Annotated in this window: 20 protein-coding genes and 1 pseudogene; 16 read left to right on the top strand and 5 right to left on the bottom strand. The window is 67.8% G+C overall.

The window, feature by feature from the left end; genetic code table 11:
- Positions 1-124: 124 nt before the first annotated feature.
- The 5 genes from DM816_RS10785 to ispG all read left to right on the top strand — a co-directional run bounded on the left by DM816_RS10785 (position 125) and on the right by ispG (position 5,984).
- Positions 125-835: a rhomboid family intramembrane serine protease gene (locus tag DM816_RS10785; protein WP_117210020.1), complete on the top strand. Its 711-nt coding sequence runs from the start codon at positions 125-127 to the stop codon at positions 833-835.
- Positions 836-915: 80 nt separating this feature from the next.
- A complete protein-coding gene (locus DM816_RS10780) occupies positions 916-2,196 on the top strand; it encodes an LCP family protein (RefSeq protein ID WP_117210019.1) in 1,281 nt (426 codons plus the stop codon).
- 200 nt (positions 2,197-2,396) lie between these two features.
- On the top strand, positions 2,397-3,590 hold the full coding sequence (gene dxr / locus DM816_RS10775) for a 1-deoxy-D-xylulose-5-phosphate reductoisomerase (protein WP_246001837.1): 1,194 nt from the start codon (positions 2,397-2,399) through the stop codon (positions 3,588-3,590).
- Complete coding sequence (locus DM816_RS10770) at positions 3,590-4,801, top strand: M50 family metallopeptidase (RefSeq protein WP_117210017.1); 1,212 nt, start codon at positions 3,590-3,592, stop codon at positions 4,799-4,801. The genes dxr and DM816_RS10770 overlap by 1 nt, the downstream gene beginning before the upstream one ends.
- Positions 4,802-4,823: 22 nt before the next feature.
- Positions 4,824-5,984 carry a flavodoxin-dependent (E)-4-hydroxy-3-methylbut-2-enyl-diphosphate synthase gene (gene ispG, locus DM816_RS10765; RefSeq protein ID WP_117210016.1) on the top strand — a complete coding sequence of 387 codons (1,161 nt, stop codon included), beginning with the start codon at positions 4,824-4,826 and terminating at the stop codon, positions 5,982-5,984.
- 78 nt (positions 5,985-6,062) lie between these two features.
- Here the strand turns inward: ispG and DM816_RS10760 are convergent, their stop codons facing one another.
- Together DM816_RS10760 and DM816_RS10755 are read right to left on the bottom strand one after the other, a co-directional pair.
- A complete protein-coding gene (locus tag DM816_RS10760) occupies positions 6,063-6,734 on the bottom strand; it encodes a response regulator (protein WP_117210015.1) in 672 nt (223 codons plus the stop codon).
- Entirely contained in the window at positions 6,731-8,248 is a 1,518-nt protein-coding gene (locus DM816_RS10755) for a sensor histidine kinase (RefSeq protein ID WP_117210014.1), read from the bottom strand. Before DM816_RS10755 ends, DM816_RS10760 begins: the two co-directional genes overlap by 4 nt.
- Positions 8,249-8,307: 59 nt before the next feature.
- Here DM816_RS10755 and DM816_RS10750 point away from each other — a divergent pair, with 59 nt between their 5' ends.
- Together DM816_RS10750 and DM816_RS10745 are read left to right on the top strand one after the other, a co-directional pair.
- The gene (locus tag DM816_RS10750; protein ID WP_117210013.1) at positions 8,308-9,669 is read left to right on the top strand and encodes a cation:dicarboxylate symporter family transporter; all 1,362 of its coding nucleotides are present in this window, start codon (positions 8,308-8,310) and stop codon (positions 9,667-9,669) included.
- 19 nt (positions 9,670-9,688) lie between these two features.
- Positions 9,689-10,837 carry a hypothetical protein gene (locus tag DM816_RS10745; protein WP_117210012.1) on the top strand — a complete coding sequence of 383 codons (1,149 nt, stop codon included), beginning with the start codon at positions 9,689-9,691 and terminating at the stop codon, positions 10,835-10,837.
- A 16-nt stretch (positions 10,838-10,853) separates the two neighbouring features.
- On the opposite strand, the gene DM816_RS10740 is transcribed toward DM816_RS10745, so the two are convergent.
- Positions 10,854-11,378: a PadR family transcriptional regulator gene (locus tag DM816_RS10740; RefSeq protein ID WP_117210011.1), complete on the bottom strand. Its 525-nt coding sequence runs from the start codon at positions 11,376-11,378 to the stop codon at positions 10,854-10,856.
- 122 nt (positions 11,379-11,500) lie between these two features.
- Between DM816_RS10740 and DM816_RS10735 the strand changes: the two genes are divergently transcribed.
- The 9 genes and pseudogenes from DM816_RS10735 to DM816_RS42405 all read left to right on the top strand — a co-directional run bounded on the left by DM816_RS10735 (position 11,501) and on the right by DM816_RS42405 (position 20,424).
- Positions 11,501-12,340 (top strand): GNAT family N-acetyltransferase, encoded by an 840-nt coding sequence (locus DM816_RS10735; protein WP_117210010.1) that lies wholly within the window; start codon positions 11,501-11,503, stop codon positions 12,338-12,340.
- Positions 12,341-12,376: 36 nt separating this feature from the next.
- A complete protein-coding gene (locus DM816_RS10730) occupies positions 12,377-12,916 on the top strand; it encodes a hypothetical protein (RefSeq protein ID WP_117210009.1) in 540 nt (179 codons plus the stop codon).
- Positions 12,917-12,950: 34 nt separating this feature from the next.
- Positions 12,951-14,294, top strand: coding sequence for a glutamine synthetase family protein (locus tag DM816_RS10725; RefSeq protein WP_117210008.1), 1,344 nt, complete (start codon positions 12,951-12,953; stop codon positions 14,292-14,294).
- Positions 14,291-15,599, top strand: a pseudogene (locus tag DM816_RS10720) (aldehyde dehydrogenase family protein). The gene DM816_RS10725 and the pseudogene DM816_RS10720 overlap by 4 nt, the downstream one beginning before the upstream one ends.
- A gap of 3 nt (positions 15,600-15,602) precedes the next feature.
- Positions 15,603-16,340, top strand: coding sequence for a 3-oxoacyl-ACP reductase (locus DM816_RS10715; protein WP_117210007.1), 738 nt, complete (start codon positions 15,603-15,605; stop codon positions 16,338-16,340).
- A gap of 5 nt (positions 16,341-16,345) precedes the next feature.
- Complete coding sequence (locus tag DM816_RS10710) at positions 16,346-17,077, top strand: gamma-glutamyl-gamma-aminobutyrate hydrolase family protein (RefSeq protein ID WP_342768693.1); 732 nt, start codon at positions 16,346-16,348, stop codon at positions 17,075-17,077.
- 170 nt (positions 17,078-17,247) lie between these two features.
- Positions 17,248-18,120, top strand: a complete 873-nt coding sequence (gene map, locus DM816_RS10705; RefSeq protein ID WP_117210005.1) for a type I methionyl aminopeptidase — start codon at positions 17,248-17,250, stop codon at positions 18,118-18,120.
- 61 nt (positions 18,121-18,181) lie between these two features.
- Entirely contained in the window at positions 18,182-18,946 is a 765-nt protein-coding gene (locus DM816_RS10700) for a VIT1/CCC1 transporter family protein (RefSeq protein ID WP_117210004.1), read from the top strand.
- Positions 18,943-20,424 carry a hypothetical protein gene (locus tag DM816_RS42405; protein ID WP_162907330.1) on the top strand — a complete coding sequence of 494 codons (1,482 nt, stop codon included), beginning with the start codon at positions 18,943-18,945 and terminating at the stop codon, positions 20,422-20,424. Before DM816_RS10700 ends, DM816_RS42405 begins: the two co-directional genes overlap by 4 nt.
- Here the strand turns inward: DM816_RS42405 and DM816_RS10690 are convergent.
- Positions 20,405-20,866, bottom strand: a complete 462-nt coding sequence (locus DM816_RS10690) for a nitroreductase family deazaflavin-dependent oxidoreductase (protein ID WP_117210003.1) — start codon at positions 20,864-20,866, stop codon at positions 20,405-20,407. The genes DM816_RS42405 and DM816_RS10690 overlap by 20 nt on opposite strands.
- A gap of 20 nt (positions 20,867-20,886) precedes the next feature.
- A partial coding sequence (locus DM816_RS43695; RefSeq protein WP_211588635.1) for a hypothetical protein occupies positions 20,887-21,098 on the bottom strand: 212 nt, incomplete at its 5' end.

The following is a 21,098-nucleotide window of genomic DNA, read 5'->3' as shown; positions in this document are numbered from 1 at the left end:
CGCTGTTTTCCCGCCGCGATCTTGAAAACACGCCTTTCCCGTTTCAAGATCGCAAGGGAGGGTGGCGGCATAAAAGGGTGGCGATGTCTCGCGAGTTGCTTTGGCGCGAGCATAGAGTTACCGCGTGGTGCTACCTGTGCACGACGTCAACCCGGTGCGCCGGTTTCCGGTGGTCACGCTCTCGCTGATCGTGGCCAACGTGATCTCGTTCCTCACCACGCCCGCGGCCAACGTGTGCGAGCTCAACGCGTTTCTCTACGAGTGGGGTGCCATCCCGCTGGAGCTCATGCGCAACGAGCCGCTGCAGGTGGTGCCCACGCAGACGTGCGGGTTCGGCCCGCCGTCATACGACAAGCAGGTCGCGCTGTCCGTGCTGTTTTCGATGTTCCTGCACGCCGGGTGGCTGCATCTGCTGGGCAACATGCTGTTCCTGTGGATCTTTGGCAACAATGTCGAGGACCGCCTCGGGCACGTGCGCTTCCTGCTGTTCTACGCTGCTGCGGGTTATGTTGCGGCATATGCGTTCGCGCTGTCCGACCCGACGCTCAACGCACCCTTGATCGGCGCGTCCGGCGCGGTGTCCGGTGTGCTCGGTGCCTACCTCGTGCTGTTCCCGTGGGCTCGTGTGTGGAGCCTCGTCATCATCATCCCGCTGCCGCTGCCCGCATGGCTTGTGCTGGGCGTGTGGTTTGTGCTGCAGTGGATATACTCATCGGGCTATGCGGTCGAAGCGGGATCGGTCGCATATTTGGCGCATATCATCGGATTCCTGTTCGGAGTCCTGATGGCGATACCTCTACGAGGGAGGCGGCCCCAGCGTAGACGGGTACAGTGAGTTTGCGCCCACCCTCGCCGGCCGCCCGCCCCCACGGGCCGGCCCGCCAGACAGCCGCCCCGACGCAGAACGGAGAAAGCGTGTCCAGGTCCAGCAGAAAACGGCTCGAGGACACGACGCCAGCCAAGACCTCCAAGAGCGCGAAGGGCCCAAGAAATGCCAAAGGCCCGAAGAGCGCGAAGAAGCAGAAGCGCACGCGCCCGAAGGACCCGGCGTGGGCCAAGCTCACGGTGATCCTGGGCGCCCTGCTGATGATGGTCGGCGGGGGCGCGCTGGTCACGCTCAGAATGGCCTCGGCCAAGCTGGACGACAGCATCACGACCAGCAACATGATCGATGACAAGTCGGAGGCGTTTGCCGGCAACAACATCGACGGCGCGATCAACCTGCTGCTGGTCGGCATCGACGTGGAGCCCAGCTACACCGGGCCGGGGCACCGCGAGGGCGTGCTGTCGGACACGATCGTGGTGATGCACATCCCCAAGTCCCACGATCAGGCCTATCTGCTGTCCATCCCGCGCGACACCAGGGTCGCCATCCCTGCCGAGCGTGCGTATGGATACAACGGGAGCACCGAGAAGATCAACGCGGCGTTCGGCTACGGCTATCGCGGTGTGAAGGCCGATGAGATCGCGAAGGCCAAAAAACTGGATCCGGAGGTTGTGCGGCGCTCCGCCGGTGTCGACCTGCTGTCCAAGACGGTGTTCAGGCTGACCGGGATCAAATTCCACGGCGCCATGCTGATCGACTTCGACGGGTTCAAGGGCGTGCTGGAGGAGCTCGGCGGCGTGGAGCTGTGCGTGGATCAGCGCGCCACGTCTATCCACCTGGCGCTGGACAAGCAGGGCAACATCGTGCCGACGTGGTATGAGGAGGCCGCCGACAAGGTGCACGGCATCCCGCCGGGCGGCAAGCGGTTGGTGCACGAGGTGGGCTGCCGTCACTTCTCACCCGAGCTGGCCCTTGACTATTCGCGCATCCGCAAGGGCCTGGACAACGGCGACTACGACCGGCAGAAGAACCAGCAGAAGCTGATCAAGGCGATGATCAAGAAGGCGATGAGCAAGGGCGTGGTCACCGACCTCAACCGGCTCAACAAGGTGATCGCCGCCGGTGGCAAGGCGATGGTCCTCGACCACCCCGGCAAGAAGCTCGTCGATTTCGTGTTCACCCTCAAGGACATCCGGCCCGAGGACCTCGTCATGATCCGCACGAATGCCGGCAACTTCACCTCTGCGGAGATCAACGGTGTGGCGTTCGAGACCCTTAGCCCGGAGTCGTTGCAGCTGTTCCATTCGGTGCGCGACGAGACGATCTCGCAATTCCTGGTCAGCCATCCCGAATTCCTCGCACCGGAATAGGTCGCGGCCGCCCGGTGGCGTCTGGACTGAGCGATCTCTGATCCGCGAAGTGGTCAAGATCGGGAGGGAAGGCGGCGCCCATTCTCGGCCGCCCACCCTGTAGGCGGGGCGGCTGTGAGCGCGAAGCTCCGGTTCGACGTCTGGGGTGGCCAGCCTGCGGACTTGCTTTAGCGGGAGCAGGAATGACAGACAATAGGCGCGTGGCGCACATAGTTCTTCTCGGCTCGACTGGTTCAATCGGCACGCAGGCGATCGATATCGTGCGCCGCAACCCCGACCGCTTCCGGCTGGTCGCGCTCGGCGCGGGTGGCGGCAACGTGGAGCTGCTCGCCGCGCAGGCCCTGGAGCTGGGCGTCGAGGCCGTCGGCGTGGCCAGGGCGAGCACCGCGCAGGATCTCCAGCTGGCGTTCTACGCCGAGGCGGCCAAGCGGGGCTACGCCACGGGCGAGTTCCGCATCCCCAAGATCCTCGCGGGGCCGCAGGCCATGACCGAGCTCGCCGAGTGGCCGTGCGATGTCGTGCTCAACGGGGTCGTCGGGTCGCTGGGCCTCGCGCCCACGCTGGCCGCGCTGCGCGCGGGCCGTCGGCTCGCGCTGGCCAACAAGGAGTCGCTCGTGGCCGGTGGCCCGCTGGTGCGCCGGGTAGCCAAGGCGGGCCAGATCACGCCGGTCGACAGCGAGCACTCCGCCCTCTTCCAGTGCCTTCTATCCGGTGCCCCGAAAGAGGTCCGCCGATTGGTTCTGACCGCGAGTGGGGGCGCGTTCCGGGGCCGCCGCCGTGAGGAACTCGCGAATGTGACGGTCGAGGAGGCGCTCAAGCACCCCACGTGGGACATGGGCCCGGTGGTCACGATCAACTCGGCGACGCTGGTCAACAAGGCGCTGGAGGTGATCGAGGCGCACGAGCTGTTCGGCGTGTCCTACGACGACATAGAGGTCATGGTGCACCCGCAGTCCGTGCTGCACTCGCTGGTCGAGTTCGTCGACGGGTCCACGATGGCCCAGGCAAGCCCGCCCGACATGCGCCTGCCCATCGCGCTCGCGCTGGGCTGGCCCGATCGCGTGCCCGATGCCGCGCCGGCGGTGGACTGGACGCTTGCCCACAACTGGGAGTTGCGGCCGCTGGACAACGAGGCGTTTCCGGCCGTCGAGCTGGCCAAGAGCGCCGGGCGCGCGGGCGGCTGCCAGCCCGCGATCTTCAATGCGGCCAATGAGGAGTGTGTCTCAGCTTTCGCTCAGGGACGGCTGCCATTCTTGGCGATCGTCGACACTGTCGCGGAGATCCTGTCCGCCGAACCCGGCTTTGGCGAACCGGGTACGGTCGAAGATGTGCTCGCGGCCGAATCATGGGCGCGCCGCCGGGCACACGAGCTGATTGAGCAGAAGGGCGACTGATGGCCTACATCCTCGGTCTCATCGCGGGAGCGCTGGGCATCCTGATCTCGGTGTCCCTGCACGAGGCGGGTCACATGGGCACGGCCAAGGCCTTCGGCATGAAGGTCACCCGCTATTTCGTGGGGTTCGGCCCGACCCTGTGGTCGTTCAGGCGGGGCGAGACCGAATATGGGGTGAAGGGCATCCCGCTGGGCGGGTTCGTGAAGATCGTCGGCATGACGCCGCAGGACGAGGACGCGTCCGATGAGAAGGCGATGTGGCGCCATCCGGTGTGGAAGCGGACCATCGTGCTGGCCGCAGGCTCGATCGTGCACTTCATCCTGGCCTTCCTGATCTTCTGGGGGGTCGCGGCCACGTCGGCGATGGCCAACCCGGCGCTTAACTTCGAGGACCCCTACATCCGGGTCATCGATTGCGTGCAGCCCGCCGATCTGCAGAAGGGTTGCACCGCAAGCGATCCGGCCGGTCCGGCCAAGGCGGCGGGCTTGCAGACCGGCGACAAGGTGCTCGCCGTGGGATCGACACCGATCACCAAATATATGGACATGGTGTCGGTCATCCGTGCGCTCCCGGCCGGCCAGCCGACCCCGTTCACCGTGCTGCGCGACGGGCAGCAGGTGGTCGTGCAGGTGAGCCCGACGACCGTGGAGCGGCCGGTCGACGGCAAGCTGGTCAAGGTCTCCGCGATCGGTGTGAGCCTGGGCCACGACCCGGCCTATCCCGCGACGGTCGAATACAACGCGTTCGAGGCCATCCCGGTCGCCGGTGATCTCATGGGCACGGTGTTCAAGGGCGTGCTCACGTCGATCAAGAAGTTTCCGGAGAAGATCCCCGGTCTGTGGACCGCCATCACCGGGGGCGAGCGTGACCCCGAGAGCCCGCTGAGCGTGGTCGGCGCGAGCCGGTTGTCGGGCGAGCTGGTGGAGGCCGAGGAATACCCGAGCTTCTGGATGATCGCGGGATCGCTGAACATGTTTGTCGGCCTGTTCAACCTTCTGCCGCTTTTGCCCCTTGACGGCGGGCATATCGCCATTGCATGGTTTGAGAAGGTTCGCTCCTGGATTTACGCTCGGTTGCGAAAGCCCGATCCGGGGCGTGTGGACTACTACAAGTTGATGCCGCTCACCTACACGGTGATCCTGATTTTCGGCGCCTTTACACTACTAACCGTTACCGCCGACATCGTCAACCCGATCACCATCTTCCGGTGATGTCCCCGATGAGAGTGAGACCGTGACCGCGATCAATCTTGGCATGCCGGCCGCGCCCGCCCCGCAGCTGGCGCCCCGGCGCAAGTCCCGCCAGATCATGGTGGGCAGTGTGCCGGTGGGCGGCGGAGCCCCGGTGTCGGTGCAGTCCATGACGACCACGCTCACCGCCGACGTCAACTCCACCCTGCAGCAGATCGCCGAGCTGGCGACGTCCGGGTGCCAGATCGTGCGGGTGGCGGTGCCGTCGGCCGACGACGTCGAGGCGCTGCCCGCCATCGCGAAAAAATCACCCATTCCGGTGATCGCCGACATCCACTTCCAGCCGAAATACGTGTTCGCCGCGATCGACGCGGGTTGCGCGGCGGTGCGGGTCAATCCGGGCAACATCAAGCAGTTCGACGACAAGGTGAAGGAGATCGCCCGCGCCGCGTCGGACGCGGGCGTGCCCATCCGGATCGGCGTCAACGCGGGCTCGCTGGACAAGCGGCTGCTTGAGAAATACGGCAGGCCAACGGCGGAGGCTCTGGTGGAGTCGGCCCTGTGGGAGTGCTCGCTGTTCGAGGAGCACGGCTTCCGCGACATCAAGATCAGCGTGAAGCACAACGACCCGGTCGTGATGATCCGGGCCTATCGCCAGCTCGCGGAGCAGTGCGACTACCCATTGCACCTGGGCGTCACCGAGGCAGGGCCGGCCTTTCAGGGTACCGTCAAATCATCTGTCGCTTTTGGAGCGTTGCTCGCGGAAGGCATTGGAGACACCATCCGGGTGTCGCTGTCGGCCCCGCCGGTCGAGGAGATCAAGGTGGGCAACGCCATCCTGGAGTCGTTGGGGCTCAAGGAGCGCGGCCTGGAGATCGTGTCGTGCCCGTCCTGCGGTCGCGCGCAGGTCGACGTCTACACGCTGGCCGAGCAGGTGACCGCGGCCCTCGACGGGTTCCCGGCCCCGCTGCGGGTGGCCGTGATGGGCTGTGTCGTGAATGGACCGGGCGAGGCGCGCGAGGCCGACCTCGGCGTGGCGTCGGGCAACGGCAAGGGCCAGATCTTCGTCAAGGGTCAGGTCATCAAGACCGTGCCGGAGGCGCTCATCGTGGAAACACTGGTCGAGGAGGCGCTGAAGATCGCCGCCGAAATGGGCATCGACCTCGACGACGCCACCGAGAAGCCAGTCGTCACCGTCCACTGACGACAGCCCCCTCTCCTTCCCGTCGAGCACGGACGTAAGTCCATGATCGATGCGAAGAGGGAACGGGGAGAGGGAGGGTTACCGGCCGCTGAGGACGGGGCGATATTCGACCTCGGGGCGGCCCGCGCCGCCGTGGCGTGATGCGCGGGTGGCGCGGCCGGTTTCGACGAGGTGCTCCAGATAGCGGCGTGCGGTGACGCGCGAAGTGCCGGTGCGCGAAGCGATTTCGGCTGCCGACTGGCCCGGCTCGGCGCGCAGCGCCTCGACGATCGCGTCAAGCGTTTCCGTGCCAAGGCCTTTCGGCAGCGTGTCGGAGGTGGGCCCGCGCAGCGCGGCGAGCATGCGGTCCACCTGGTGCTGCGCTGCCACCTCGCCGCGCTGCACGCGATAGTCGGCGTAGCGTTCGAGCTTGTCGCGGAACACCGCGAAGGTGAACGGCTTCAACAGGTATTGCGTCACTCCCAAGGAGACGGCCGCGCGCACCATCTCCAGATCACGGGCCGACGTGACGGCGAGCACATCCGTGCCGTGGCCCGCGGCGCGCAGCGCCCGGCACAGGTCGAGCCCGTGGATGTCGGGCAGGTTGAAGTCCAGCAAAATCAGGTCCACCTCGGTCCGGCGCAGCAGCGCCATCGCCTCCTGGCCGGTGTGCGCCTCGCCCACCACCTCGAAACCGGGGACCCGCTTGGTGTAGGCGCTGTGCGCCGCCGCGAGCAACGGCTCATCCTCGACGACCAGCACCTTGATCATGTTGGCAGCCTCACCGTGAACACCGCCCCGCCCTCGTTCTTGATCTGGATGCTTCCCTCGTATCGCGCGACCACCTGCCTCACCAGCGACAGGCCCAGCCCGCGGCCCGGCTGCTTGGTGGTCCAACCACGCTGGAGGACCTCGGTGGCGTCGACGCCCGGCCCGCTGTCGGACACGCGGACGACGACCTCGCGGGCCTGGGAACGCACGAGAACGCTTACACGCCTTGGCATCGGCGTGCCCGCGACCGCCTCCAGCGCGTTGTCCACCAGATTGCCGACCACCGTGAGCAGATCCCGGCTCGGGATCCGCTCACCGTCCAAACGCGACTCCGGCTCGATGACGAGCTCCACACCGCGCTCGGCGGCCTGCGCCGACTTGCCCAGCAGGAGTGCGGCGATCGCTGGCTCGCGCACGGCACCCACCACGCGATCCGTGAGCTGTTGCGCCAATTGGAGTTCGGAGGTCGCCAGCCGCACCGCCTCATCCGTGCGACCCAGCTCCACGAGCGTGAGCACGGTGTGCAGGCGGTTGGCCGACTCGTGCGCCTGGGCGCGCAGCGCGTCGGTGAGCCCGCGCACCGAGTCCAGCTCGCCGGTCAGCGCGCGCAGTTCGGTGTGATCGCGCAGCGTCACGACCGAACCGAGCGGGCGCCCCTCGAACACGGTCGGCTGCTGGTTGGCCACGAGCGTGCGGTCGCCCGCGAGCACGAACACGTCTTCGGCCGTGCTCAGCTCCCGCAGCGCGGGCGGGAGTTCCAGCCGCTCGACCGGCGCGTCGCCGAGCCCGAGCAGTCGCCGCCCCTCGTCGTTGATCAGCTCGATCCGCTGATCGCGCCCGATGACGACCAGCCCCTCGCGCACGGAATGCAGCACGGCGTCGTAGTACTCGTACATGCGCGTCATCTCGGCCGGCCCCAGGCCGTGCGTCTGCCTGCGCAACCGTCTCGAAAGCGCCCACGAGCCCAGCCCCGCGAGCGCGAGCGCGGCAACGGTCGCTCCCAGGATCATCGGCAATTGCGCCAGCAGCTTGCGGTTGATCGCCTCCGTGGTGATCCCGACCGACACCAGCCCGATGATGGCGCCCCGCTCGTCGCGCACGGGCACCACCGCGCGCACCGACTCGCCCAGTGTGCCCGTGTAGACCTCGGTGAACGACTCACCCGCAAGCGCGGGGGCGACCGTGCCGATGAACCGCTGCCCGATCTGCGCGGGGTCGGGATGGCTGTAGCGCACCCGCTCCGGCGACATCACGACCACGAAGTCCGTGCCCGTCGCCGCTCGCACCGACTCGGCATAGGGCTGCAAAAGCGTGCTCGGGTCGGGTGCCCGCAGCGCTTCGAGCACCACGGGCGAGCGCGCAACGGTCTCGGCCACCGCTCGCACCTCATCGCCGGCCGACTCCCGCGCGTGGGCACGGGTCAGCGCGACCGCGGCCGCCGTGCCCGCCGCGACCAACAACGTCACCACCAGCACCTGCAGGAGGAACAGCTGGCCCGCGATGCTCCTACGCATCGATGAACTCTATGAACACAAGGCTGCCTTCCGGTGAGACCCACGCCACAGTCTGTGCCATGGACACCATCGCCTCCGTCCCCACTCGCAGGCGGGACCGGACACATTACCTGTACCTGGCCGTGATCGTGGCCGTCCTCGGCGGCATCGCCGTCGGACTGCTCGCGCCCGGCTTCGCGACCGGACTCAAGCCGCTCGGCACCGGGTTCGTCGCGCTGATCAAGATGATGATCAGCCCGATCATCTTCTGCACCATCGTGCTCGGGATCGGATCCGTGCGCCAGGCCGCGAAGGTCGGCAAGGTCGGCGGGCTCGCCCTCGGGTACTTCATCGTCATGTCAATCATCGCTCTGGCGGTCGGCCTGGTGGTCGGCAACCTTATCCACCCCGGCTCCGGCCTGAACCTCACCGAGAAGGCCGCCGCGGCGGGCCAGAGCGCCGCATCGGGCGCGTCGGAGGCGGGCAGCGCCACCGACATGATCCTCGGCATCATCCCGACCTCGCTGCTGTCGGCGCTCACCGATGGCAAGGTGCTGCAGACGCTGCTCGTGTCGCTCCTCGTCGGCTTCGCCGTGCAGGCCATGGGCCCCAAGGGCGAACCGGTGCAGCGCGCGGTCGCCGTGCTGCAGCGGCTGGTGTTCAAGGTGCTCACCATGATCATGTGGCTGGCCCCGATCGGTGCCTTCGGCGCGATGGCCGCGGTGGTCGGCGCGACCGGGGTCGACGCGCTGATCAGCCTGGCGCAGATCATGCTCGGCTTCTACCTGACGTGCGTCGTGTTCGTCTTCCTGTTGCTGGGGCCGCTGCTGCGCCTGGTCACCGGGGTCTCGCTGTTCGCACTGCTGCGCTATCTGGCCCGCGAGTTCTTGCTGATCCTGTCCACATCGTCGTCGGAATCCGCGCTGCCGCGCCTTATCGCCAAGATGGAGCACCTGGGTGTGAGCAAGCCGGTCGTGGGCATCACGGTGCCGACCGGGTACTCGTTCAACCTCGACGGCACGATGATCTATCTGACGATGGCTGCCCTGTTCGTCGCCGACGCGATGGGCAAGCCGCTGTCGGTGGGCGAGCAGATCTCGCTCCTGCTGTTCATGATGATCGCCTCGAAGGGCGCGGCCGGGATCACAGGCGCGGGCCTGGCCACGCTGGCCGGGGGACTGCAGAGCCACCGCCCCGATCTGGTCGACGGCGTGGGCCTGATCGTGGGCATCGACCGGTTCATGTCGGAGGCGCGGGCGCTGACCAACTTCGCGGGCAACGCGGTCGCGACCGTCCTGATCGGACGATGGACCGGCGAGTTCGACCGGGAGCGGGCCAAGTCGGTGCTCAGCGGGGACAACCCGTTCGACGAATCCACGATGCTCGACGAGGACGAAGTCGCGCCGGAAAAACCCAAGGAACGGGAACTCGTCCCGGCCTAGCCGTCGCTATGGTTGTCCGGTGTTCGACTGGGATCGGTTCGAGGCCGAGCTGTGCGACGCGCTCGTCACTGAGGTCGCTGACCTCCAGTGGCGAGCGGTCGCACTCATCGATCCATGTAGCGATGAAGCAGGCGTCATCACTGCGCCCTACCTGGGCCCGAGTGCCGAGTCCGAGTCCATGGTGGATGACTGGGCGCCCGAGGCGTTGATGGATGCGCTGACCGCCGAGGCATGCTCGGGCAGGATCGAGCACTGGGATGCCGTCCTCACGCGTTATGAGGACGCGTTGGTGCGAATTTGCCATCGGGCGGGCGAGCGCCTCGGCGTTCCGGTCTATCTCATCGATTATGAGCGATATGAGGAGACGCTGCGCCGCTGCCTGACCCCGGCCCAGGTGGAGGAGCTGTTCCCAGAGGTCGTGGCGGCGGAGGCGGAACGGGTGCGCCTTGCCGGGCTGGCGCCGGCCGAGCAGATCACCTACTACGCTTCGCGGCTCGGCCGGTTCGACGGCCCGATCAACTCCGAGGAAGCGGAGAATGCGTTGCGCGGCTTCGGTTCTGCGGCCATCCCGGCACTGCTGCCCCTGCTGTCGCGGCATGATCGGGCGTGGTACGCGGCCAGGCTGCTGGCCGAGGTCGGCGTGGCGGATCCGCTGGTGCTCGAAGCGTTGTCGACGGCGGTCGCGAAGTCCGAACGCGACAGCCCGGCTCAGCTGTGGCCGTGCCGCGCCCTCGCCCGGCTGGGCCGCCTCGATCTGGTGCTGGCCTTGGAGTCCCGGCTCTCGCGACAGGCCCTCGCGGTGGCGGTCGCGGCGCCCTTCACCTCGTTTCGGGACAGCGACGTGCACCCCATCCCGCTCAACTACCAACCCTTAGAAGATTTTCTTATCCGGTACCCCGAAGCGGCCCCCGATGTCGCGGAGGAGTTGGCGCCGGGCCGGAGCTATTGCGCCATCGCGCCATCGGAGGTCGGCGAGGCGGTGCGGGGCGTCGGCTCGCCGCACGTGGTGGTGCGCAAGCACGCCGTCATCGTGCTCGGCGAGCCGGACCTCGGTCGTGAAGCCGGCGAGCGTGTCATCCCCGTGCTGCGCGCCGCCGCCCAGTCCGATCCGGACAGTGAGGTGCGGCGCCTGGCCGACCTGTCCGTGCAGTGGTGGCAGCGGCGCTAGCACTGCTCACCCGCCCTCACTCGGCGGCGAGGATGGCGTAGAGCTTGCGCTTGGTCTCGTTGAGCACTTCCAGGGCTTGGCGGCGCTGGTCGTCGTTGCCGGTCATGCCCACCTGGCGCAGCGCCTGCATGATGCCGAACCCGGCCTCACGGAACGCCTGCATCTCAGAGATGCGGCTCTCGTCGAGGCCGCGCCACGGCCGCTCGGCACCTTCGGCCTCGGCGCGCCCAGCGTCGGTGAGCGTGAAGCGCTTGCGTCCCTCGGACTGCTCGCTCACGATCAGGCCCTCGTCCTCAAGCAACTGCAGCGTCGGGTAGATCGAGCCCGGACTGGGCCGCCAGACCCCGCCGGTGCGCTGCTCCAGCTCGGAGATCATCTCGTAGCCGTGCATCGGGCGCTCGACCAGCAGGCCGAGCACCGCGGCGCGGGTGTCACCCCGGCGCCCACGGCCTCGACCGTGGCCATGGCGATGGCCCCGCTCCCAGCCGGGATCGAAGCCGAAGGCGCGGCGGCGATGCTCGCGCAGGTGATTCCTCAACATGTCGTTCTCCTATCGTCTGCCTATCGGCGATGGGTTAACGATATATCGGCAACGCATCGCACGGCAAGAGCGACCCGGGAACCGTCTGAGATCTCTCGCAGCGGCGAACTAGGCTGGGCGGCATGCTCACCGTGCCGGTGCGACAGCTGCGGGAGGCAGACCGGGCTGCGGTCGACCGGGTGCTCGGCGCCCATCCGATTGCCTCCGCTCAGATCGCCGAGCGCGTGGCGGCGCACGGGCTCGGCTGGCGTGCCGACGGGCGGCTGTTCGGCTATGGCGGCACCCCGCGCCACATCGAGTCGCTGCTGTGGTGCGGCGGGCAGGTGACACCGATCGGGGTCGAGCCGGCGGCGATCGCCGCGTTCGCCGATCTGGTGAGCGGCTGGCCGAGGGTGTGCGCGTCGCTGGTCGGGCCGGCCGACGGGGTGCTCGGGCTGTGGGACCGGTTGCGCCCGAGCTGGGGCCCGGAGCGCGCGGTCCGCGAGGAGCAGCCGCTGATGCTTATCGATACACCGCCGGCCCACCGGGGCGACCCGCTGGTGCGTCCGATCCGGCCGGACGAAGTAGACCTGCTGTTTCCCGCGTCGGTCGCGATGTACACCGAAGAGGTGGGCGTCTCGCCGCTGGGCGACGACGGCGGGCGGGGATATCGCGTGCGCGTGCGCGAGCTGGTCGAGCGGGGCCGCGCCTACGCCCGCGTGATCGACGGGCGCGTGGTGTTCAAGGCCGAGCTGGCCGTCATCACGCGGCACACCGTGCAGCTACAAGGGGTTTGGGTGCATCCGGAGTGGCGCGGCCGGGGCATCGCCCGCGCTGGGTTGGCCACGATTGTGCGAGAGGCGCTGCGCCGGCATGCACCCACAGTGAGCCTCTACGTCAACGCCTTCAATGCCCCCGCACGCAGGGTTTATGCACGTCTCGGCTTTCGTCGAGTCGGCACTTTCGCCACCGTCCTGTTTTAACATCGTTACGGAGCGTAACGAAGGAGCGTCGGCCGGATGGGGCGGATTGTTAAGCAGCTCTCCGACAATACAAGTAAGTACTACTGGTATCCCGGAGAGAAGCAGGAGTGGATCCGAGCTCTTGTGGCATTGGCGGTGGGCGGGGGTGCTGCCGCCCTCGTGATGCTCCTTACGCGTAACAGTCTGACGGCCGTGGTCATCGGGTGTGCCGCGACGCTGATCGTGGCCGGCTTCAACTTCGGCCGCCGCGACGCCAAGGCGGTGTCCGGCTTTCCCAAGATGCACGAGAGGGCGGCGAAGCGGGCCGCGATCGTCTACTCCGGACGGGCCGCCTGGCGGGGGATGGTGCAGGGGCTCGGCGCCGCGCTGGCCGCGGTGGTCGTGCTCAACGTGGTGCACACCGGGTGGGTGGCCGACTGGGTGCTGCCGCTCGTGCCGGGCGTCGCCGGTGCGATGTCACATCAGCTCGGGATGGTGTGGGACCGGCTCGGCACCACCGTGGCCGCGCCCACGCCGGCCAAGGGATCGGCCAAGGGATCGGCCAAGGCCACCGAGACCGCGCCGGAGAGCAATTGACTCACATGACGCCCACCCGGTAGACAGATCACTTATGTGGTCGGCGGAGCAGTTGCGCACGCGAGTCGAGCTCGGTGAGATCGACACGGTCATCCTGGCGATGGTCGACATGCAGGGGCGGCTGCAGGGCAAACGCTTACACGCCAAGTACTTCCTGGACGAGGTGCTGCGCCATGGCAGCGAGGCCTGCAACTACCTGCTCGCCGTCGACGTCGAGATGACTCCGGTACCGGGCTACGCCGTCAGCGGGTGGGAGAGGGGCTACGGCGATTTCGCGCTCAAGCCCGACATGCGCACACTTCGTCCCGTGCCGTGGCTGCCCGGCACGGCGCTCGTGCTCGCCGACGTGACGTGGCTCGACGGCACGCCGGTGAACCAGTCCCCGCGCCAGGTGCTGCGGCGGCAGCTGGATCGCTTGGCCGGCCACGGGCTGCAGGCCTTCGTCGGTACCGAATTGGAGTTTGTGGTTTTCGAAGAGACCTATGAGGCAGCGCAACGCATGCGCTATCAGGGGCTCACTCCGGCCAACGGCTACAACGTGGACTACTCGCTGCTGGGCACCACGCGGGTGGAGCCGCTGCTGCGTGCGATCCGGCTCGGCATGGCCGGCGCCGGTCTGGAGCCCGAGAGCGCCAAGGGCGAGTGCAACCTAGGCCAGCACGAGATCGCGTTCCGCTACACCGACGCGCTCACCACGGCCGACAACCACTCGATCTACAAACACGGCGCCAAGGAAATCGCGGCCGAGCACGGGTGCTCGCTGACGTTCATGGCCAAGCCCAACGAGCGCGAGGGCAACTCGTGCCACATCCACTTCTCGCTGCGCGACGGCGACGGTCGGCCGGTCATGGCATCGGGCAGCGCGCTCTCGCGGGTCGGCGAACAGGTGCTGGCCGGGCTGCTCGCGACGACGGCCGAGTTCGGCGTGCTGTATGCGCCGAACATCAACTCCTACAAGCGTTATCAGCCCGGATCGTTCGCGCCGACCGCGCTGCGGTGGGGGCGCGACAACCGCACGTGCGCGCTGCGGTTGGTCGGGCATGACAGCTCGCTGCGCGTGGAGCATCGCGCTCCGGGCGGCGACGTGAACCCGTACCTGGCGATCGCTGCTCTCGTCGCGGGCGCGCTGCACGGCATCGAAAAAGAGCTGACGCTTGAGCCCGCGTTCGAGGGCAACGCATATGTGGACACCTCGGCCAGGCGCATCCCGTCGACGCTGCGGCACGCGCTCAGCCTGTGGCGGGCGTCCGAGCCGGCGTCGGCCGCGTTCGGCGAGGACGTGGTGGCGCACTACGCCCATGCGGCGCAGGTCGAGATCAGCGCGTTCGACGCGGCCGTCACCGATTGGGAGCTGATCCGGGGGTTCGAGCGCCTGTGAGGATCATCAATCCGGCCACAGAGGAGGAGATCGCGGTCGTCGAACCGGGATCGGTTCCGGAGGCGGTGGCCGCGGCGCATCGCGCCTTCGACAGCTGGCGGCGCGTGTCGCCGGGAGACCGGGCACGGCTGCTGCGCCGGTTCGCGTCCGTTGTGGACAGTCACCTCGACGAGCTCGCCGACATCGAGGTGCGCAACGCCGGGCACACCCCGGGCAATGCCCGCTGGGAGGCGGGCAACGTGCGCGATCTGCTCGACTACTACGCGGGCGCGCCGGAACGTCTGTGCGGCAGGCAAATCCCGGTGGCGGGCGGGTGGGACGTCACGTTTCATGAGCCGATGGGCGTGGTCGGGGTCATCGTGCCGTGGAACTTTCCCATGCCCATCGCCGCTTGGGGCTTCGCGCCGGCACTCGCTGCGGGCAACACGGTCGTGGTCAAGCCGGCCGAGCTCACCCCGCTGACCGCTCTGCGCATCGCGGCGCTTGCCCTACAGGCGGGGCTTCCGGAGGGTGTGCTGCAGGTCGTGCCGGGGCAGGGCAGTGTGCAGGGGCGCGAGTTGGTCGCGCACCCGTTGGTGCGCAAGATTTGCTTCACCGGGTCGGTCGAGGTCGGCAAGGAGATCATGGCGGCGTGCGCGCGGGATCTCACGCGTGTGACGCTGGAACTGGGCGGGAAGTCGGCCACGCTGCTGTTCGCCGATGCCGACCTGGAGAAGGCCGCGGCCGCGCTGCCCGGGGCCGTGTTCGACAACGCGGGGCAGGACTGCTGCGCGCGCTCGCGGTTACTGGTCGAAAGCTCGGTACACGATGAGTTTTTTGGAATTGCTCCGGCCGCAGGTTCTCAATTGGCGGGACATGGGCCCGCTCATCTCGGCGCAACACCGGGAACATGTAGCGTCCTATGTGGACGAGCCGCTGATCCAGGGCGAGCGGAGGCAGGGACCCGGTTTCTGGTTTCCCGCCACGGTTCTGCGGGCACAACCTTCCGACAGGCATTGGAATGAAGAGGTGTTCGGGCCGGTGCTCTCGGTGATGCCCTTCGAAACCGAGGACGAAGCCGTGCGCCTGGCCAATGACACGCCCTTCGGGCTTTCCGGCTCGATCTGGACCCGTGACATCGGCCGTGCGCTGCGCGTGTCACGGGCCGTCGAGGCGGGTGTGCTGAGCGTCAACTCACACTCCTCGGTGCGCTACTGGACGCCGTTCGGCGGGGTGAAGCAGTCGGGCCTAGGGCGCGAGCTCGGCCCGGACGCCCCGCTGGCGTTCACCGAAACGAAGAACGTCTTCCTGAGCACGGAGGTGTGAGAGATGCGTCGGTTGGAGGGCCGTGTGGCCGTCGTCACAGGGGCGGCCTCCGGTATCGGTGCGGCGACGGTCAAGCGGTTCGCCGCCGAGGGCGCGCATGTGGTGAGCGTGGATCTCAACGAGACCGGCGGCGACTTCGTCCGGTGCGACATCTCCGATGAAGAGCAGGTCAGGGAGCTCTATGACGGTGTCGTCGCGCGGCTGGGCCGGGTCGACATCGCGTTCAACAACGCGGGGATCTCGCCGCCCGACGATGATTCCATCCTGGATACTGGGATGGACGCGTGGGAACGTGTGATGCGCGTCAACGCCACGAGCGTTTACCTGTGTTGCAAATACGTGCTTCCGCACATGCTCGCGGCCGGCAAGGGATCGATCATCAACACTGCCAGCTTTGTCGCCCTAATGGGTGCGGCGACGAGTCAGATTGCTTACACCGCAAGCAAAGGGGCCGTGCTCTCGATGACCCGGGAGCTCGGTGTGCAGTTCGCCAGACAGGGCGTCCGGGTCAACGCATTGTGCCCGGGACCAGTGGCAACCCCACTGCTGATGGAACTTTTCGCCAAAGACCCCGAGCGAGCGGCTAGACGACTTGTCCATGTGCCTATGGGCCGTTTCGCCGAGGCCGAGGAGATCGCCGCGGCGGTAGCGTTCCTCGCCAGTGATGATTCTTCTTTCGTAACCGCCTCGCAGTTCGTCGTGGACGGAGGCATTACCGGGGCATACGTGACGCCGTTGTGAGCGATGTGAACAGGCCGTTGATCGGGATCACGACCTATTTGGACGAGACCCGATTTTCCGTGTACGACACCGTCAGCGCAGTGCTGCCGTGGACCTACGTGGAGCAGGTGCGCTCCGCGGGTGGTCGCGCGGTCCTCGTGCCACCCGAACCAGACGGCGGGGTGGAGATCCTGGAGGCGCTCGATGGTCTGATCATCGCCGGTGGTGCGGATGTCGAGCCGTACCGCTATGGCGAAGCGCCGTCGCCCAATCTCGGCGGGACGTGCCCCGAGCGCGACGCGGGCGAGCTGCCACTGGCGCGCCAGGCGCTGCGCAACGGCGTGCCACTGCTCGGCGTGTGCCGCGGCATGCAGGTGATGGCCGTCGCGAGCGGCGGCAAGCTGTTCCAGCACCTGCCCGATGTGCTGGGGCACGACCGGCACCGGCAGCCGGGCCCCGCGAAGGTCTACACGGAGCACACCGTGCGCTTCGCGACCGGGTCGCGCTGCCGTGAGCTGCTCGGGCCGGAGGCGATCGTCAATTCCTACCACCACCAGGGCGTGTCCGACCCGGGCCGGTTGGTGCCGACCGGGTGGTGCCCCGACGACGATCTCATCGAGGCGCTGGAGCACCCCGACCACCCGTTCGCGGTGGGCGTGCAGTGGCACCCGGAGGACATGTCGACCCCCTTGTTCACCGCACTGGTCGAAGCGGCCGCCCGAATGAAATCGGCCAGAAGCGCCCTCGTCACCGTTTGACCTCCCGCGTTGATCATGAACTTAAGTCCATGTTCGACGGCGTGTCACCACCATAAATTCATGATCAACCATGGTGGGTCGATCATGAAGTTGGTGTGGCGACACACCGCTGAACATGGACTTAAGTTCATGATCAACGCGGGAGGGGGAGAGCAAGTAGAGTCGGGTGTATGACGGTGCGTACTGCGTTGACCCCGGGGAAGATTTCGCCATGGCGGGAGGTGCCGCCAACCATTCCGAGGCCCGAATATGTCGGGCGCAAGTCGGCGGCCCGCTGGGAAGGGTCGTCGGTCCAGACGCCCGAGACGATCGAGAAGATGCGCGTGGCCGGGCGGATCGCCGCCCAGGCGGTGCAGCTGGCCGGCGAGCACTGCAAGCCCGGCGTCACGACTGACGAGATCGACCGGGTGGTGCACGAGTTCCTGTGCGACCACGGTGCCTACCCGTCGACGCTGGGCTACCCGGGCCGTAACGCGCCGCCGTTCCCGAAGTCGTGCTGCACCAGCCTCAACGAGGTGATCTGTCACGGCATCCCGGACTCGACCGTGATCGAGGAAGGCGACATCATCAACGTCGATGTCACGGCGTACAAGGACGGGGTGCACGGCGACACCGACGCGACTTTTTGCGTGGGCTCCGTTTCGGAGGAGGCCCGGCTGCTGGTCGAGCGCACCCACGAGGCGATGATGCGCGGGGTCAAGGCCGTCGCGCCCGGCCGCCCGATCAGCGTCATCGGGCGGGTCATCGAGTCCTACGCCAAGCGCTTCGGCTACGGCGTGGTGCGCGACTTCGGCGGGCACGGCATCGGCGAGGCATTCCACAGTGGACTGTTCATCCCGCACTACGACAGCCCCGACTCGGCCACGACCATGGTGCCCGGCATGACCTTCACCATCGAGCCGATGATCACGCTGGGCACGCACGCCTACGACACCTGGCCCGACAAGTGGACCGTTGTCACCAAAGACCGCAAATGGACGGCCCAGTTTGAGCACACTGTGGTGGTGACCGAGACGGGACACGAGATCCTGACGTTGCCATGAGCGAGGACCTGCCCGAGCGAGTCGGAGGACATGCGCCGCGTGGCGCGGCGGAGGGACGCCTATGAGTGAGGGCTTGCCTGAGGGAATCGAGGGGCATGCGCCGCGGAGCGCGGTGGAGGGACGCCATGGCGCCGGCAGCGTTGAGCACGAGCACACGGACGTGTCCGGCGGGTGGCTGCGCCCGGCCGTGTTCGGCGCCATGGATGGACTCGTCACCAACATCGCATTGATCGCGGGCGTCGGCGGCGGTGGCGTGAGCCGGCACGTGATCGTGCTCACCGGGGCGGCGGGCCTGGTCGCCGGCGCGATATCGATGGGGCTGGGCGAGTTCACCAGCGTGCGGGCGGCCAACGAGCAGGTGGCCGCCGAGGTGGCCAAGGAGCGCCGGGAGCTGAGCCGCAACCCGGTCGCGGAGGCGCGCGAGCTCGCCGACCGCTGGATCGAGCGCGGCCTGCCGCCCGAGCTGGCCCGGCAGGTGGCCGATGAGCTCAAGCAAAACCCCGACGAGGCGCTGCGCGTCCATGTGCAGGAGGAGCTGGGCGTCGACCCGGATGCGCGGCCGAGCCCGTGGCTGGCGGCCATCTCGTCGTTCCTGTGCTTCTCGGTCGGCGCCTTCGTGCCGCTGGTCAGCTACCTGTTCGGCAGCGACTCGCTGTGGCTCGCGCTGGGCGTGGGCGGGCTGGGGCTGTTTATCGCGGGCGCCCTCACATCTCGGTTCACCCGGCGATCGTGGCTGCTCAGCGGGCTGCGCCAGCTCGCACTGGGTGCGGCCGCGGCGGCCGCCACCTATCTGATCGGCTCATTGATAGGGGTCAACACAGCTTGACGGGCTTTCACACGGGAATGGTGGAGCTGGCCGCCGACGAGATCGAGGTGGCGGCGCAACGGCTGCTCGGCCTCTCGACGGCCGAGGTGCCGCTGGAGGCGCAACGCCGGCTGCGAACGTCCACAAGCGACGGTAAGGCGCCGCCGTGCATCGTGATCCATAGCGCCACCCCGGTGCTCCGGAACCTGCAGGGAGACCTGGACAAGTACGCGCACACCGGCGTGGCCGAAGATACGGCGACCTACATGGAGACCCGTGCGGTCACGCTGGCCGAGCCAGGCGATCTGGTGGTGGGGCGGACCGAGCCTTGGCTGGCGGCGGCGCGCGAGGCTGGGGTCGAGGCGGTGGTGGTGCCCGGGGAGGAGTACTACTACCTGTCGCAGGCGCTGCTGCAGACCATGGTCCGAAGTGGACCCGAGGCGCCCGCGGTGCGGAGGCTGGCCGATGCGCTGGAGGCCGTTCCCGGTACCGAAATCAAATTGTATTCATTGGATCTCGAGCTGCAGATTGCGCTGCTCTATCTGCGGCGGCTGGCCGGGATCGAAGTCATCTACACCGATGCCAACTCCCCGGAGGTCTCGTCCTACTGGAACACCAAGGCGCCCATCTATCCGCGTGCTTGGGATGCGGCCATCGTCGATGCGGCCGACGAGCCGGGGCTCGCGCCGATGCGGCGTCGGCTCGGGCTGGATTACGAGCGGCTCCCCGGGTACGCGTTCGACGCCGCGCAACCGGAGGAGTTGCTGCTCTCGGCGCGGCTGATGCGCGAGCGGCACCTCCTGGACAGGGCCTGCATCAAGGCGAGCCGGGGTGGGGGCGGCGCGCGCATCGTGATCGGGTTCGACATCACGGACGAGGCGGCGCTGCGCCGGTTCGCCGAGGAGCACCGCGACTTCGACGAGCTGTTCATCATGGAGGAGAACGTCTCCTACGACACCGTTGCCGTGGGCGGGCAGCGGGTGCCGGTCGCCCCGTCGGCCCACATCAGGCACGGCGGGCTGGCCGATGGCGTGACCCTGCAGCTGACGCAGGGTACCAACTGGCAGGGCAACGTTTATCTCGACCGCGATGGGTGGATCGGGCTCGGGCTCAACGCGCGGATCTACGACTCGGTGCGGGACACGGTAGCCCGGCTCAAGGAGGCGCTCGGCGCCCAGCTGGTCACGGGCGGAGTGGACTTCGCCGTGGCGAAAGGCATTGCGGCCCTTCAGGACCCCAACCTCTCCTCGCACGGGGCCGAATATCTGCGCCGGTATGTCGACCGCACGGGTGTGCCCTACGCCGCGACCAAGGTGTTCCGGCCGTCCATCGAGGCCGACCTGCGCACGCTGCGCGCGGTGCCCCATCCCGGCGCAGAGGTGGTGAGCACGGTGCCGGGCAACTGGGGCATGCTGGCCGCGGGTGGGGCCAGCCCCGACGAGGCGGTGTCGCGGGTGATGGCGTTTGAGCGGGAGCTGGTCAGCCGGTGGTTAGCCTGAATACGCGGATTACCCGGGGTGCGCATCGCTTCTCGTAAGTGGCATAGGGCGGCCAGACCTGCACGGCCAATCGCCACGCCTCATCGCGCTCCGCACCGGTCAAAAGCCTTGCGGTGACGGACTTTTCGCGACCCTTGACGTTGACCTTCGCCGCCGGGTTGGCGATGAGGTTGCCCGACCACGCGGGATGGTTGGGGCCGCCCCAGTTGGAGCCGATCAGGATGATGTCGTCGCCGTCGGGCACGTAGGCCAGCGGCTGCGAGCGCGCCAGCCCGGACTTGCGCCCGGTGGTGGTCAGGATCAGCGAGGGCACCACCCCGAGCGCGACCACCCGGCCACCGGTGAGCTTGGCCATGGCCCTGTCGAAGGGGACGATGGCCTTGCCCAGCTTGACAAACCAGGCCCGGTGACCGAGGTGTCGCGCGAGACGCTGCAGAGGCATGTCGCACATGATGCCGTGGACTACAGCCTCCGCTCAATGGGCAATCTGGACCTCGTCAGCAGCCCGGCCCCGGCCATCGCCAGGAGCGGCACCGCCACGATGACCGCAACGACGTCCCATGGGAGGACAAACAGCATCGGTGGAGGCGACGGCACATACCGTTGTTGGAAGGTATTCAAGGCTTCTATGAGTACGGCCGCAGCGCCCAGCCCTGCGGCCGACCCCAGTAGCG

It is taken from the genome of Allorhizocola rhizosphaerae (assembly GCF_003426775.1).
GTDB classification, from domain to species: domain Bacteria; phylum Actinomycetota; class Actinomycetes; order Mycobacteriales; family Micromonosporaceae; genus Allorhizocola; species Allorhizocola rhizosphaerae.
Note: the sequence above shows the minus strand (reverse complement) of the source record. Positions and strands in the feature narration are given on the sequence as shown.

Bases quoted from the DNA above. Each gene is read 5' to 3' on its own strand.
- DM816_RS10770 (WP_117210017.1), top strand. From the start codon at position 3,590: ATGGCCTACATCCTCGGTCTCATCGCGGGAGCGCTGGGCATCCTGATC.
- DM816_RS10760 (WP_117210015.1), bottom strand. From the start codon at position 6,734: ATGATCAAGGTGCTGGTCGTCGAGGATGAGCCGTTGCTCGCGGCGGCG.
- DM816_RS10755 (WP_117210014.1), bottom strand. From the start codon at position 8,248: ATGCGTAGGAGCATCGCGGGCCAGCTGTTCCTCCTGCAGGTGCTGGTG.
- DM816_RS10750 (WP_117210013.1), top strand. From the start codon at position 8,308: ATGGACACCATCGCCTCCGTCCCCACTCGCAGGCGGGACCGGACACAT.
- DM816_RS10740 (WP_117210011.1), bottom strand. From the start codon at position 11,378: ATGTTGAGGAATCACCTGCGCGAGCATCGCCGCCGCGCCTTCGGCTTC.
- DM816_RS10735 (WP_117210010.1), top strand. From the start codon at position 11,501: ATGCTCACCGTGCCGGTGCGACAGCTGCGGGAGGCAGACCGGGCTGCG.
- DM816_RS10730 (WP_117210009.1), top strand. From the start codon at position 12,377: ATGGGGCGGATTGTTAAGCAGCTCTCCGACAATACAAGTAAGTACTAC.
- DM816_RS10725 (WP_117210008.1), top strand. From the start codon at position 12,951: ATGTGGTCGGCGGAGCAGTTGCGCACGCGAGTCGAGCTCGGTGAGATC.
- DM816_RS10715 (WP_117210007.1), top strand. From the start codon at position 15,603: ATGCGTCGGTTGGAGGGCCGTGTGGCCGTCGTCACAGGGGCGGCCTCC.
- map (WP_117210005.1), top strand. From the start codon at position 17,248: ATGACGGTGCGTACTGCGTTGACCCCGGGGAAGATTTCGCCATGGCGG.
- DM816_RS10700 (WP_117210004.1), top strand. From the start codon at position 18,182: ATGAGTGAGGGCTTGCCTGAGGGAATCGAGGGGCATGCGCCGCGGAGC.
- DM816_RS10690 (WP_117210003.1), bottom strand. From the start codon at position 20,866: ATGCCTCTGCAGCGTCTCGCGCGACACCTCGGTCACCGGGCCTGGTTT.